Below are 13,502 nucleotides of genomic sequence, written 5' to 3' on the forward strand. Positions count from 1 at the left end.
TCATGATTTCAGACGGGCGTCCATGCGATGGCCGAAGAAAGATGAGTTTTTGCTTCAATAAAACCTGCGACAGCCACCACGGGTTTCAGGGCTGGAGGGACCGTCTACCCAGGGGTGAGAGCTGCAACGCGGCGGCGGCATCGCCCGTCTGCGCCGGCATCCGCTCGAGCCCGCTTCGAGGCGTCAGGAACTGGCCACCAGCCAGTCCGCGAAAAGGCGTGCCTTCGACGAGGCACGGGGAAGGATCTTCAGGGAAAAGGCCACGGGCGAGGGAATGCTTTCCGGCACGAGCTTCACAAGCCGGCCGTCCTCCATCAGCTTGCCCACCAGCCCGTCCCAGCCCAGCACGGCGCCGACATCCTCCTGCGCGGCCTGGAGCGCGATCATGTAATTGTTCACATGGAGCCTGCGGCGCCTGGGGGCCGGCATGTCGAGAGCGGCGAACCAGTCGTCCCAGGAGGTCCAGCCGGTCTCCTTGCCGCTCGAATGGATGAGGGGGGCCTTGTGCAGGTCCTCAAGACTGGAGATGCCGTATTCCTGCGCAAAGCATGGCGTGCCGAGCGCGACGATCCGGTCCTGAAAGAGCTCGCGATATTCGACGCCGCTTTCCTGCGCGCTGCCGTAGTGAACGCTGAGGTCGCATCTGGCGGTCATGCCGGGAACGTCGCTGATGATCTGCGACACGGTGATGGCCGGATGGATCTTCCAGAATGCGGTGATCTTGGGCGTCAGCCACAATGCACTGAAGGCGGTGGTCGTCCCGATCGTGACATCGACCGTTTCCGGGCGGTCGCGGATCTGGGTGACGGCATCGGAGATCGCCTCGAAGCCGCGCTGGATCGCGAGGAACAGGAAGGCGCCTTTTTCGGTCAGCTCCACGCCGCGGTGATGACGCAGGAACAGGCCGCAGCCGAGATCCGTTTCCAGCGCCTTGATCTGGTGGCTGATGGCCGCCGGCGTCACGTTCATCTCCCGCGCGGCGTTCTTGAAACTCGTGTTGCGCGCAGCCGCCTCGAAGCAGATGAGAGCGGTCATCGAGGAGAAATCGTAAGGGTGCGACATGGGGCTTCGGCTGCGTCTGCGCTGCGGGCTTCTTCAAGGAGCTACAGTTTACTTCAAGTAATCCATGATGAAATTTAGTGATATTGTCAAAGCCGGATTTCGGACGAATTACTTTATCTCAGTTGAATGCACTGAGCCTGGGTGACGACAATGACGATCCACGCGCCTTCCGTCCGCGAGCTTCTCGCTCGCCGCGCCCCCGGCTTCAGCCTGGAGCAGCCTTTCTATATTTCGCCGGAGGTCTACGAGCTCGATCTGCAGGCGATTTTCTACCGCGACTGGCTCTACGCGATCCCGGCCTGCCAGCTCGGGAAAACGGGCAGCTATGTCACGCTGCGCATCGGCGCCTACGAGGTGGTCATCGTGCGCGGCCGCGACGCTGAGATCCGCGCGTTCCACAATTCCTGCCGTCATCGCGGGTCGCTGATCTGTGCCGCGCGCGAGGGGCAGGTGGCCAGGCTCGTCTGCCCCTATCACCAGTGGACCTACGAGCTCGACGGCAAGCTGATCTGGGCCAATGACATGGGGCCGGGCTTCAACGCGGCCGACTACGGGCTGAAGCCTGTCAGCCTGCGGAACCTTGGCGGGCTGATCTATATCTGCCTGTCGGACAGTCCTCCCGACTTCGACCTCTTCGCGCAGCGGATACGGCCCTATGTCGAGGTGCATGACCTTGTCGACGCCAAGGTGGCCTTCACCTCGACCATCGTCGAGAAAGGCAATTGGAAGCTGGTGTGGGAGAACAACCGCGAGTGCTACCACTGCAGCAGCAATCATCCCGCCCTGTGCCGCTCCTTCCCGCTTGATCCCGAGATCGCCGGCGTCCAGGCGGATGGCTGCGTCTCGGAGCGGTTGCAGGCGCATTTCGACCGTTGCGAGGCAGCCGGCGCCCCGGCCCAGTTCCACTTGTCGGCGGACGGCCAGTACCGGGCCGCGCGGATGCCGCTTCAGGGGCGGGCCGTCAGCTACACGATGGACGGCAAGGCGGCCGTTGCCCGCAATCTCGGCCGTGTCGCGCCGAGCGACGCCGGGACGCTGCTGCTGTTCCATTATCCCTCGACCTGGAACCACTTCCTGCCGGATCACTCGCTGACCTTCCGCGTGACCCCGGTCGGTCCGACCGAGACCGAGGTCACGACCACCTGGCTCGTGCACAAGGACGCGGTCGAAGGGGTCGACTACGACCTCAAGCGGCTGAGCGAGGTCTGGATCGCCACCAATGACGAGGACCGCGAGATCGTCGAGACCAACCAGAAGGGGATCCTGTCTCCGGCCTATGGCCCCGGTCCCTATTCTCCGGGGCAGGAGAGCGGGGTGAGCCAGTTCGTCGACTGGTACGCCGAAGCGCTCCAGCGCGCGCCGGCGCCGCTCCAGGTGGCGGCGGAGTAAGCCGATGACCCGACCCGGAAAGCTCGCATTCTGGACGGATGCCGAGCCGCTCGAATGCGTCTCGCGCACGCCGGAAGCGCCCAATGTGGTGACCTTCAGCTTCCGCAGCCCGACAGGCGCGCTGTTCAATCACGACCCGGGGCAGTTCATCACGCTGGAACTGCCTGTCCCCGGCGGTCCGCTCTATCGCACCTACACGGTGTCGTCCTCGCCCTCGCGGCCGATGGCGCTGACGGTCACAGTCAAGGCGCAGCCCAATTCCATCGGCACGCGCTGGATGATCGAAAACCTGCAAAAGGGCATGCGCCTCAAGGCCATCGGCCCCCTGGGCAAGTTCACCATCGCCGAATATCCGGCCGACAAATACCTGTTCATCTCGGCCGGGTCCGGCATCACGCCGATGGTGGCGATGACCACCTGGCTCTACGATTCGGGGCGCGAGCCCGACGTTGTTTTCATCAATTGCGCACGCCGTCCCTCGGAGATCATCCTGCGCGACAGGGTCGAGCTGATGGCATCGCGTATCGTCGGGATCGACGTGAAATGGGTGGTCGACGAACCCGACCTGTTCCGGCCCTGGGTCGGCTACAGGGGGGCATTCAACCAGATCATGCTCGGCCTGATGGCGCAGGACTACCTGGAGCGGGAGGTGTTCTGCTGCGGTCCCGAGCCGTTCATGCTGGCGGTGCGCGAGGCGCTTGCCGCGCTCGGCTACGACATGAACCGCTATCACCAGGAAAGCTTCTCCGGCGAACTGGAAAGCGCCGAGGAGGTTCCCGAGGACGTGCTGCCCGACGAACAGAACCAGGCGGAGATCGCGTTCTCGCTCTCCGGCGTGACCGCCCGCTGCAGCGAGGCCGACACCATCCTGGCGGCCGCGAAGGGGGAGGGGCTCGTCATTCCGTCCGGTTGCTCCATGGGCATTTGCGGCACCTGCAAGGTGCTCAAGACCGAAGGTCAGGTGCACATGGTGCATAATGGGGGCATCACCGACGAGGATATCGAGGACGGATACATCCTTGCCTGCTGCTCGCGGCCGCTGGGCCGGGTCGCGATCGAGGCCTGAAAACGCAAAAAAAAGCGCCCGCGGGATGCTTTCCCGCGGGCGCCGCGTTGCGTGGAACCGTCAGGCGGCGGCGGTGCGCGCCCGTCTTTCCTTCACCTGCAGCAGGACGACCGGGGCGAGCAGCGCGAGCCCGACCGCCATTGTCGCCAGGCCGGGGGCGATGAACAGGAAGGCCACGGCGCCCGTCCACCAGCGTTCCCATTTGCCCATCGGCGCCAGCAGGTAGCCCGAGAAGGCGACGCCGAGACAGCCGATGCCGAGCATCGCCCCCGTCAGGGTGACGGCGAAGGCCGACCAGCTGAAGTCGGCGGCGACCAGCAGGAGCGAAGGCGAATAGACGAAGACGAAGGGCACCAGCGCCTTGGCGATGCCGAGGCGGAAGGCGGTGTTTCCGGTCTGGAACGGGTTGGAGCCGGCAATGCCGGCGGCGGCATAGGCGGCGAGCGCGACCGGCGGCGTGATGTCCGCAAGGACGCCGTAGTAGAACACGAAGAAATGCGCCACCAGTGGTTCCACCTGCTGCACCGCCAGCGCCGGGGCGGCGACGGCGACCAGGATGATGTAGGTCGCGGTGGTGGGAATGCCGGCGCCCATGATGATGCAGGCGATGGCGATCATGATCAGCGAGACGAACAGCGTCCACTGGGCGACGGTGAAGGCCGACAGGGGCCAGAGGCCGCCGAAGACCGTGCCGATGTCGTTGGCCGTCTGGACGATCATGTAGCCGAGGCGGAAGCCGACGCCGGTCAGCGTCACCACCCCGACGACGATGCCGACGGTTGCCGCAGCCGCGCCGACGGCGAGCGTGTTCTTGGCGCCCGAGGCGAGCGCGTTCCACAGGTCGAGCGGAGTGAGGCGGTTGACCGGGTTGAGCACGCCGACGACGACGCAGGCAATGATCCCGTAGACCGCCGCATAGTCCGGCGTCCGGCCGGAAAGGATCAGGTAGACGAGGATCACCAGCGGGATGATCGACAGCCAGTGCTGCTTGACGACGACGCCGAGCTTCGGCAGCTCCGCCGCGCTGAGGCCGCGCAGGCCGAGGCGCTTGGCCTCCAGATGCACCATCGTCAGGATGCCGAAATAGTGCAGGAGCGCGGGAAACAGCGCCGCCGCCAGCACGTCGCGCAAGGGGATCTGCAGGTATTCAACCATGATGAAGGCGGCCGCGCCGAGGATCGGCGGCGTGATCTGGCCGCCGGTGGAAGCGGTCGCCTCGACAGCGGCGGCGAAGCGCGGCGGATAGCCGACGCGCATCATCGCCGGGATCGTCAGGGCGCCGGTTGTCACCGTGTTGGCGATCGAGGAGCCGGAAATCGTCCCCATGAAGGCGGAGGAAAAGACCGCCACCTTGGCCGGGCCGCCGGAATAGCGACCGGCTACGACCATGGCGATGTCGATGAACAGCTGCCCCAGGCCGATACGGGTGGCCAGCACGCCGAAAACGATGAACAGGAACACGTATTTGGCCATCACGCCGATGGCGATGCCGTAGATGCCCTGGTTGGTCATGTAGAGATGGTTGACGAGGCCGAGCCAGGACGTTCCGCCGTGTTTCAGCGGGCCCGGCATCCAGGGGCCGAACAGGGCAAAGCCCATGAACAGCAGCGCGATGATCGGCAGGGTGGTGCCGACCGAGCGCCGGGTTGCCTCGAGTGTCAGCAGGATCAGCGCCGATCCGAAGAAGATGTCGACGGGAGCGGGGTTGCCGACGCGGATGGCCAGCGTCTGGGGCGATTGAAGCGGCAGGTACATGGCCGCACCGACCGCCAGCACGGCCAGCAGCATGTCGAGATACGGAATGCCCTCGACGCGGTACCAGCGGTTGGGCAACAGCTCGCCCTGCGAGGACTTGCGCCAGGAAAACAGCAGGAAGACGAGCCCCAGGACGAAGGAAAGATGAATCGCCCGATGCATCAGTTCCGGGATCAGGGCAAAGCCCGATGCGTAGAAATGATAGATCGACATGATCGCCAGCAGGCCCGTGATCAGCGGCCCGATGCGCGGTCCGACCGGACGGAAGGCCGTTTCCGGGTCGAACTTGCGTTCGATCTCGGCAAGCTCTGCGGCGGAAAGGGTAGGGGCGGAGACCATGGTCGATCCTCTCAAGGAAAACCCCGGAAACGCGGCGCGCTTCCGGGGTGATCCGGTCTTTGGACGGTTACTTCAGCAGGCCGGCTTCGCGGTAGAACTTCTCGGCGCCCGGATGAAGCGGGATGCCGATGCCGTTCAGGGCCGTCTCCGTGGTGATCGCCTTGCCCTTTGCGTGGCCGGTGTCCAGCAGCTTGCGGGTGTTGCCGTTCCACAGCGCCTTGGTGATCCCGTAGATCAGGTCCTCGGACTCGTCCGCGCTGGTGATCCACTGCGCGCCGACGGCGACGGTCGTGGTTGCCGGCACACCCTCATAGGCCCCCTCCGGAATATCGGACGACGAGAAGAAGCCGTACTTGCCGATCAGCGCGTCCGCGCCTTCGCCCTTGATCGGAACCAGCTTGATCTTGACCGCGGAGGCCAGTTCCACGATGGCGCCGGTCGGGTAACCGCCGACGAAGAAAAACGCGTCGATCTGGCCGTTGCGCAGGGCATCGCCGGCTGCGTCCGGCTTCAGGGCCTCGGCGCTGATGTCGTCGACACCGAGCCCGGCCGATTCGAGGATCAGGTTGGCGTCCACATAGGTGCCCGAGCCCGGCTCGTCGAGCGAGACGCGCTTGCCCTTCAGGTCGGCGACGGAATCGATGCCGCTGTCGGCCAGCGCCACCAGGTGGATATGCTCGGGAAACAGCGCGGCGATGGCCCGCAGTTTCTCGGCCGGCGGCTGGCCAGCCATCGTGCCGGTGCCGGTAAAGGCCCAGTAAGCGACGTCCGACTGGGCAAAGCCCGAGTTGCGCAGGCCCGAGGAGATGGCGTTGAGATTGTCGACGGAGCCGCGCGAGGACACGGCCGAGGCGATCAGGCCGGGCACGCCGCAGCTGCCGCCTTCCTCGCAGGGACGCGAGCCGGGCGGGTTGGAAATCGCGTTGGCGATGACACCGCCGACCGGATAGTAGGTCGCCGCCGTGCCGCCCGTGCCGATGGTGAAGAACTGGAGATCCTGCGCGTTGGCGGCGCCCGCCGTCGCAACCACGGCCGCGAAAGCCGCGGTCTTCAGGAATTTCGAAATGTTCATGCTGTCGTCCTCTCTTCAGGTTTGCGTCGATATGCTGTCATTCGACGTTTTTTGAGCTGCTCATCGAAAGTATGAGTGCGGAGTATTTGTTGGCGCTCTTGGTGATGTGATTTCGCAGCAGGCCCTGGCCTCTCGCGATATCCCCCTCAAGCGCCGCATCCTTCAGTTCGGCATGCTCCTGCGCACTCGTTTCGACCCATGATCGCCTCTCGTTTTCCGGGATGGCGAGGGCATGGGCAGCCAAGCGATGGCGTCGTCCAAGCTCGTAATGCTGGGCAACGAGGTCCAGCAGGCGAGGCGAGCCGCAATTCTGTGTCAGTGCGATGTGAAAGTTGGCGTTGCGCTCGTCCCACTCCAGCGCGGAGCCGACGGGATCGAGTATCAGTTCCTGCTCCACCTCTTGCAACGCGTGATGCGCGGCGACGATCGCGGCCCGCCAGTTGCGATCGCTCGCCTTGGCCGACCAGGCGAAGGCAAGGCACTCGAGCTCGGCGCGCACCCGTGCGATGTCGCTCTGTTCCTCGGGGGAGAAGTCCTGGACGAAGAAGCCCTTGCCCTCGGCCGCGCCGACAATGCCCTCTCCCACGAGCATCGACAGCGCCTCGCGCACGGAAGGGTGGGAGATCTTGTGTTCCCGCTTCAGCGCGTCGATGTTCAACCGGGAGCCCGCCGGGATGATGCCGAGCGAGATGTCGCGACGGATGCGATCCGACAGCGCCGTGCTCACCGATTTGCGTTGCTCGCCCACCGAGGTTGCCTCCCCCCACGATGCTTCATCGTCTAACACCGCGACCTCCCGCCGTCTAACGTTCTGACGATATGATAATGACGATTGATTGTAAATCTACGTTAGATCATATTATGATCAGAAAAGTAGAAGCGGATTTCAAAATGCTCAGATCAGTGGTGTTTGGCGCGTCAGGCGAGCTGGGCTCGGCGATTTCGGCCTCGTTGAGGGAGCGCGGCGACCGGCTTGCGTTGCTGGACCTGGACACGATCGAGCCGTGCGGCCTCGCGGGGGAGTGGACGGCAAGGGCGGATCTTTCCTCGGGCACGTCCGTCACCGGGGCGCTGGCGGAAGCCCGCGATCGTCTTGGCGGCATCGACGTGGTGGTGAACGCCGCCGGCATCGTCTCGCGCTCCCGCATCGAGGAGCTGGAGGAGGAGGAGTTCGCCCGTGTCCTCGATATCAATCTTGTCGGCGCGTTCCGGATCACCAAGGCGGCAGGCGAGATGATGGCGGCGACGGGCGGCGCCATCGTCCACCTTTCATCTTGCCACGGGCAGCGTGGAGGACCCGGCCGCGCCGCCTATGCAGCCTCGAAGGGCGGGCTTGAGGCCTTCATTCGGGCGGCGGCGACGGAACTCGGGCCGCGGTCGATCACCATCAATGCCGTTGCCCCGGGTCCCACGGGCCGTGGAATGGGCAACCGGAGCCTCTCCCGGGACGTGTTCGCGGCCGCCTCGCCGATGCGCCGGGTGGGCGAGGGCAGGGACGTGGCGGCGGCGATTGCCTTCCTGACCGGCCCGTCCGCGCATTATATCACCGGGCATGTGCTGCCGCTCGACGGCGGTGCCTCGGCGACCGGCGACCTGTCGATGTTCGCCATCCGCTCCGGCGCCGTGTGCTAGCTAAGAGGACCGCCCGACCGGCTTCCGGCCGCGTTCAGCGTTCCGGCGCGGCGGTGTGGCATCGATGGGCGTGCCGCGCGAAGAAGCGGTCGAGCTCGCGCTGCTGCGGCGCCACGCCGGTAAAAATCTCCACATAATCGGCGATCCGCCTCAGCCGCTCGGCGCTGTCTTCCTGCGTCTGCATGGAGATGTAGCCGATCTGGGTCAGGTAGACGGCCCGTGCACGGACATCGGCGCGCGCCGCGTCCTGGCCGAAATTCAGGAACATGTGCGTCAAGGCCTCGATGCGCTGCGTGTCCGCCCTGTGGACCTCGCCCGCGATCCCGGGCGATTGCAGCGCCCAGCTCCTGATGGCGAATTCGAACCTGGAATCGAACAGCTCGCTGTCCAGCCAGCAGTCGCAGACGTTGAGCATCGCCTCGGCGACCGTCTCCGCATAGGCCTCCGTCCGGCCGACCAGATTGCCCGTGTTCTTCTCCCGCCAGCGCGCGATCAGGGCGTCGAGCAGCTCCTCGCGGTCCTTGAAGAACCAGTAGAAGCTTGTGCGCGACAGGTTGAGCGTCCTGGCGAGCGGCTGGATTTTCACGGCATCCACGCCGCCCTCCAGCAAGGCCTCTTGGGCCGCCGTCAGCCAGAGGTCCGGAGAACCCCGCCAGCCGCTGTCTTTGGAAGTCTGGTCCATGCCCGTTTCCTAAGGAGGGCCGACACGCAAGTCAATTTTATTGACATGCATGAACATGAAATTGACACTAGTGAACATTTCTGGATACCCTGTCCTGGCAGTCGTCATTTTCGAGCCAGACAGCGGAGCCAGGCCATGTCGAGCGATCCCCTTCTGCAGCCCTATCAGCTCAGGCACCTGAAGCTGCGCAACCGCATCATCGTCACCTCGCACGAGCCGGCCTATCCGGAGGACGGGATGCCGAAGGGGCGCTATCGCGCCTACCATGCGGAGCGGGCCAGGGGCGGCGTCGCGATGACCATGACGGCGGGCTCGGCCGCCGTTTCGAAGGACAGCCCGCCCGTCTTCAACAACATCCTCGCCTGGAAGGACGAGGTCGTGCCCTGGGTGAGGGAACTCACCGACGCGGTGCATGAGGAGGGCGCCGCGATCATGATCCAGCTCACCCATCTCGGCCGGCGGACCCGCTGGGACAAGGCCGACTGGCTGCCGGTCGTCTCGTCCTCGCACAGCCGCGAGGCATCGCACCGCGCCTTTCCGAAGAAGGCCGAGGACTGGGACATCGCGCGCATCGTCAAGGACTACGCGGACGCGGCTGAGCGCATGCAGGCGGGCGGCATGGACGGCATCGAGCTGCAGGCCTACGGCCACCTGATGGACCAGTTCTGGTCGCCGCTGACAAACGAGCTTGACGGCCCCTATGGCGGCTCCCTCGACAACAGGCTGCGCTTCACCTTCGATGTCTTGCGGGAAATCCGCGAGCGAACCGGCCCCGACTTCATCGTCGGCGTTCGCTATACCGGCGATGAGATGTCGGAGGGCGGCCTGACGAAGGCGGACGGGTTCGAGATTTCGAAGCGCCTCAAGAACAGCGGCCTTGTGGATTTCCTCAACGTCGTCAGGGGGCACATCGACACCGATGCCGGGCTGACCGACGTCATCCCGATCCAGGGCATGGCCAGCTCCCCGCATCTCGACTTCGCGGGCGAAATCCGGGCCGCGACCGGTTTTCCGACCTTTCATGCGGCGAAAATTCCGGATGTGGCGACGGCGCGGCATGCGATCGAAAGCGGCAAGCTCGACATGGTCGGCATGACGCGCGCCCACATGACCGATCCCCATATCGTGCGCAAGATCATCGAAAAACGGGAAGATGAGATCCGCCCTTGCGTGGGCGCGAACTACTGCCTCGACCGGATCTATCAGGGCGGCGCGGCCTATTGCATTCACAACGCGGCGACCGGGCGCGAGGAGACCATGCCGCATGTGATCCCAAAGGCCACCGCGCGGCGGAAGATTGTCATCGTCGGGGCCGGCCCCGCCGGCATGGAGGGGGCGCGGGTCGCCGGCGAGCGCGGTCACGAGGTGGTGCTCTTCGAGGCCGCGAACGCCCCGGGCGGCCAGATCCGCCTCTCCGCCCAAAGCGAGCGTCGCCGCGAGATGATCGGCATCATCGACTGGCGCATGGCGCAGTGCGAGAAGCTCGGCGTCAGCTTCCGTTTCAACACCTGGGCCGAGGCCGGGACCGTGCTGGCGGAAAATCCGGACGTGGTCATCGTCGCCACCGGCGGCATGCCCCATACCGAGGTGCTGAAGACGGGCAACGAGCTCGTCGTGTCCTCTTGGGACATCATTTCCGGCGATGTGAAACCCGGCGCCAATGTGCTCGTCTTTGATGACGCGGGAGACCATGCCGGTCTGCAGGCGGCGGAGATCGCCGCCAGGACCGGTGCGAAGGTCGAGATCATGACGCCCGACCGCTCCTTCGCGCCCGAGGTCATGGCGATGAACCTCGTCCCCTACATGCGCAGCCTTCAGAAACTGGACGCCACCTTCACCGTCACCTACCGCCTGGAGGCTGTTGCAAGGGACGGCAATCAGCTGATTGCCCATGTCGGCAGCGATTACGGGGGGGTGGCGAAACAGCGTGCGTTCGACCAGGTGGTCATCAACCACGGCACGATCCCGCTGGATGACCTCTATTTCGAGCTCAAGCCGCTGTCCCGCAATCTGGGGGAAGTCTCGCATGACGACCTGATCGAGGGAAAGCCGCAATCGGCGATACGCAATCCGGACGGCACCTTCCAGCTCTTCCGCATCGGCGATGCGGTCGCGGCGCGCAACACCCATGCGGCGATCTACGACGCGCTGCGGCTGGTCAAGGACATCTGAAGCCGGGAAACAGGGCAGGGCAGGCGATGGCCTGTCCTACCTGGACGGCGCCTCTGCGGCGATCGCGTATTTGTCGATGAGCGCTTCCAGATAGGCGGCGGCATCGGCCCCCTTCAGCGCATTGCCCCACAGCCGTTCTGCGATGGTTTCGTGCAGCGTCATCGCCTCCGCCGCCGAGGTGATCAGGGCGACGCCAAGGCGCACATTCGGCTGCTCGCCCAGTCGGAACGGGCTGATCGCCAGCACCGAGCGGCTGGTCTGGCGAAAGATCTGGAAACTTGTCGCCGGCACCGGTTCGCGCACGATGCCGATCTGGATGCCGATGGGCTGCTCGCGCAGCATGGCAAGGAGATATTCCGTCTCCCGCCGCGCCATCAGGCGGCGGCAGTCGACGGTCTCGGGCGGCAGGTCGTGACGGCCGATGAGCCCGTGCAGGAGGAAACGTTCCAGGTCGGCGGAGGAGATCAGGCTGACGATCAGCGGCCGGCGCAGGCGGAAAGCCTCCTTGCGCGCCCGCAGGATGTCGACGAGCCTGTCGACGGCGTCCGCCGCCTCTCCGTCCGGGTCGGTTCCCTCGGGAATGGATTCGCTCAGCACTTCCTTCAGGATGTCGTCATAGGCGTCGGACGTGAGCAGGTAGGACATGGGACCGAAAAGCCCGATGATCTGCTGGCACTCGTCCTCCATCTGCCGCATGCGCTCGAAGAAGCCGATGGCGGTGCTGACATATTCGACGCCGACGCCGAGCAGGCTCGGCAGCGAGACGCCCAGTTCGTCGGCGATCGAGTTCAGCATCTCGATCTTGCGGATCTCGCCTTTCTCGGCGCGGTAAAGGGCGGCGCGGGAAATGCCGAGCTTTTCCGCCAGCGCATCGGGGGTCAGGCCCTTTCCGAGGCGATAGGCGCGCAGCCGGGCGCCGATGTCGCTGAACCGGATTGTGTCTTCCTGGGTCAATGCGGGTTCCCGTGGACTTCGAGATATCCCTCGCCGGGACACGTATCCCTGGTCGGGTTGCCGGAGATCAATTGCACGGCTCAATTAGTGCATGATAATCAGTTATTGGATCAAATGTCCAATTGTCTCATTTTTGAGATGAATTATTGACATGGTCCAGACTGCTCAATAGGCTGCTTCCTTCCGCGCATGTTCCGCGCCAAGAAGCAAGAATGTTTCCCGTGCCAAAAAGAGGTGGAGCCCTATGACACATACAATCGGAAAGCCTGCAATCCGCAAGCTGGCCGCCACGGCCGTCCTTGCCGTTGCCGGCGTCGCGTTGTCCTCCGGCGCCTTCGCGGCGGATTTCACCGCCAAGATCGGCCATCTGGAATCGACGCAGCAGTCGCGCCACGTGCATCTGGAGAAGGTCGCCGCACTGGTCGCCGAGCGCACCGGCGGTGCGGTCGAATTCCAGATCTTCCCGCAAGGCCAGCTCGGCGGACAGCGCGAGATGACCGAGGGCGTCCAGCTCGGCTCGCTCGAGGCGACGGTGGCCCCGGCCGCCTTCCTCGGCGGCTTCAACCCGGCCATCTCGATCCTCGACATTCCCTTCCTGCTGCCCGAGGACGACGACAAGGCCCAGGCCCTGCGCTCCGGTGCGTTCGGCCAGGCGCTGTGCGATTCCTTCGACAGCCGCGGCGTCGAGTGCCTGATGCTGTGGCCGAACGGCAAGAAGAATTTCACCTCCAACAAGCCGCTGGCGTCGATGGAGGACTTTTCCGGCCAGAAGTTCCGCGTGATGGATTCCAACATCCTGATCGAGCAGTTCAAGGCGGTCGGTGCCTCGGCCATCGCGCTGCCCTTCGGCGAGCTTTACACCTCGCTGCAGACCGGCGTGGTCGATGCCCAGGAAAACCCGCTCGACACCATCCGGGCGATGAAGTTCTACGAGGTGCAGAAGCATCTCGTCGTCTCCAACCACGGCGCGATGGAGGACGTGATCCTCTTCAACCCGACCTTCTGGTCCAGCCTGCCGGAAGAGCATCGCACGGTCATCACCGAGGCCTTCGCCGAAGTGATCCCCGATCTCATCGCCCACAAGAAGGCCGCTGTCGCCGCCTCGCTTGAGGAGATCAAGGCCGCCGGCGTCGACGTTCGCGAACTCTCCGCCGAGGAGAAGGTCGCCTTCCGCGAGGCGATGTATCCGCCCGCCCGCGACGCCTATGTGCAGGGCGCCGCCGAGGAAGGCCTGCAGCTCGTCCTTCTGTACGAGCAGGAATACGCCGCGGCGACCAAGTAACCGCCGGCACTCCCGCATGCGGGCGCGGCCCGGACCGCGCCCGTCTCTGCCCCTCCTGCCCGCCGCTTGTCGGCGGGCAGGTCGGTCCCTCCAGCGG

General features: G+C 65.0%; 11 protein-coding genes. 5 read left to right on the top strand and 6 right to left on the bottom strand.

The window, feature by feature from the left end; genetic code table 11:
- Positions 1-183: 183 nt before the first annotated feature.
- Positions 184-1,062, bottom strand: coding sequence for a LysR substrate-binding domain-containing protein (locus ACQY46_RS12175; RefSeq protein ID WP_428696307.1), 879 nt, complete (start codon positions 1,060-1,062; stop codon positions 184-186).
- A 150-nt stretch (positions 1,063-1,212) separates the two neighbouring features.
- Here ACQY46_RS12175 and ACQY46_RS12180 point away from each other — a divergent pair, with 150 nt between their 5' ends.
- Both ACQY46_RS12180 and ACQY46_RS12185 read left to right on the top strand, forming a co-directional pair.
- Entirely contained in the window at positions 1,213-2,451 is a 1,239-nt protein-coding gene (locus ACQY46_RS12180; RefSeq protein ID WP_428696308.1) for an aromatic ring-hydroxylating oxygenase subunit alpha, read from the top strand.
- 4 nt (positions 2,452-2,455) lie between these two features.
- On the top strand, positions 2,456-3,517 hold the full coding sequence (locus ACQY46_RS12185) for a 2Fe-2S iron-sulfur cluster-binding protein (RefSeq protein ID WP_428696309.1): 1,062 nt from the start codon (positions 2,456-2,458) through the stop codon (positions 3,515-3,517).
- Between the two features lie 60 nt (positions 3,518-3,577).
- On the opposite strand, the gene ACQY46_RS12190 is transcribed toward ACQY46_RS12185, so the two are convergent.
- The 3 genes from ACQY46_RS12190 to ACQY46_RS12200 form a co-directional block, all read right to left on the bottom strand.
- Positions 3,578-5,611: a TRAP transporter permease gene (locus tag ACQY46_RS12190; RefSeq protein WP_428696310.1), complete on the bottom strand. Its 2,034-nt coding sequence runs from the start codon at positions 5,609-5,611 to the stop codon at positions 3,578-3,580.
- 67 nt (positions 5,612-5,678) lie between these two features.
- The gene (locus tag ACQY46_RS12195; RefSeq protein ID WP_428696311.1) at positions 5,679-6,683 is read right to left on the bottom strand and encodes a TAXI family TRAP transporter solute-binding subunit; all 1,005 of its coding nucleotides are present in this window, start codon (positions 6,681-6,683) and stop codon (positions 5,679-5,681) included.
- 37 nt (positions 6,684-6,720) lie between these two features.
- Positions 6,721-7,431: a GntR family transcriptional regulator gene (locus tag ACQY46_RS12200; RefSeq protein ID WP_428696312.1), complete on the bottom strand. Its 711-nt coding sequence runs from the start codon at positions 7,429-7,431 to the stop codon at positions 6,721-6,723.
- Between the two features lie 143 nt (positions 7,432-7,574).
- Here ACQY46_RS12200 and ACQY46_RS12205 point away from each other — a divergent pair, with 143 nt between their 5' ends.
- Positions 7,575-8,315 carry an SDR family NAD(P)-dependent oxidoreductase gene (locus ACQY46_RS12205; RefSeq protein ID WP_428696313.1) on the top strand — a complete coding sequence of 247 codons (741 nt, stop codon included), beginning with the start codon at positions 7,575-7,577 and terminating at the stop codon, positions 8,313-8,315.
- A gap of 34 nt (positions 8,316-8,349) precedes the next feature.
- Here the strand turns inward: ACQY46_RS12205 and ACQY46_RS12210 are convergent, their stop codons facing one another.
- On the bottom strand, positions 8,350-8,997 hold the full coding sequence (locus tag ACQY46_RS12210; RefSeq protein ID WP_428696314.1) for a TetR/AcrR family transcriptional regulator: 648 nt from the start codon (positions 8,995-8,997) through the stop codon (positions 8,350-8,352).
- Between the two features lie 135 nt (positions 8,998-9,132).
- Between ACQY46_RS12210 and ACQY46_RS12215 the strand changes: the two genes are divergently transcribed.
- Positions 9,133-11,169: an FAD-dependent oxidoreductase gene (locus tag ACQY46_RS12215; RefSeq protein WP_428696315.1), complete on the top strand. Its 2,037-nt coding sequence runs from the start codon at positions 9,133-9,135 to the stop codon at positions 11,167-11,169.
- Positions 11,170-11,205: 36 nt separating this feature from the next.
- Here the strand turns inward: ACQY46_RS12215 and ACQY46_RS12220 are convergent, their stop codons facing one another.
- Complete coding sequence (locus tag ACQY46_RS12220) at positions 11,206-12,123, bottom strand: helix-turn-helix domain-containing protein (protein ID WP_428696316.1); 918 nt, start codon at positions 12,121-12,123, stop codon at positions 11,206-11,208.
- 244 nt (positions 12,124-12,367) lie between these two features.
- Between ACQY46_RS12220 and ACQY46_RS12225 the strand changes: the two genes are divergently transcribed.
- Positions 12,368-13,405, top strand: a complete 1,038-nt coding sequence (locus ACQY46_RS12225) for a TRAP transporter substrate-binding protein (protein WP_428696317.1) — start codon at positions 12,368-12,370, stop codon at positions 13,403-13,405.
- Positions 13,406-13,502: the final 97 nt, after the last annotated feature.

The organism is Stappia sp. (genome assembly GCF_965276915.1).
GTDB lineage: Bacteria > Pseudomonadota > Alphaproteobacteria > Rhizobiales > Stappiaceae > Stappia.

Bases quoted from the DNA above. Each gene is read 5' to 3' on its own strand.
- ACQY46_RS12205 (WP_428696313.1), top strand. From the start codon at position 7,575: ATGCTCAGATCAGTGGTGTTTGGCGCGTCAGGCGAGCTGGGCTCGGCG.
- ACQY46_RS12185 (WP_428696309.1), top strand. From the start codon at position 2,456: ATGACCCGACCCGGAAAGCTCGCATTCTGGACGGATGCCGAGCCGCTC.
- ACQY46_RS12190 (WP_428696310.1), bottom strand. From the start codon at position 5,611: ATGGTCTCCGCCCCTACCCTTTCCGCCGCAGAGCTTGCCGAGATCGAA.
- ACQY46_RS12210 (WP_428696314.1), bottom strand. From the start codon at position 8,997: ATGGACCAGACTTCCAAAGACAGCGGCTGGCGGGGTTCTCCGGACCTC.
- ACQY46_RS12215 (WP_428696315.1), top strand. From the start codon at position 9,133: ATGTCGAGCGATCCCCTTCTGCAGCCCTATCAGCTCAGGCACCTGAAG.
- ACQY46_RS12225 (WP_428696317.1), top strand. From the start codon at position 12,368: ATGACACATACAATCGGAAAGCCTGCAATCCGCAAGCTGGCCGCCACG.
- ACQY46_RS12195 (WP_428696311.1), bottom strand. From the start codon at position 6,683: ATGAACATTTCGAAATTCCTGAAGACCGCGGCTTTCGCGGCCGTGGTT.
- ACQY46_RS12180 (WP_428696308.1), top strand. From the start codon at position 1,213: ATGACGATCCACGCGCCTTCCGTCCGCGAGCTTCTCGCTCGCCGCGCC.
- ACQY46_RS12175 (WP_428696307.1), bottom strand. From the start codon at position 1,062: ATGTCGCACCCTTACGATTTCTCCTCGATGACCGCTCTCATCTGCTTC.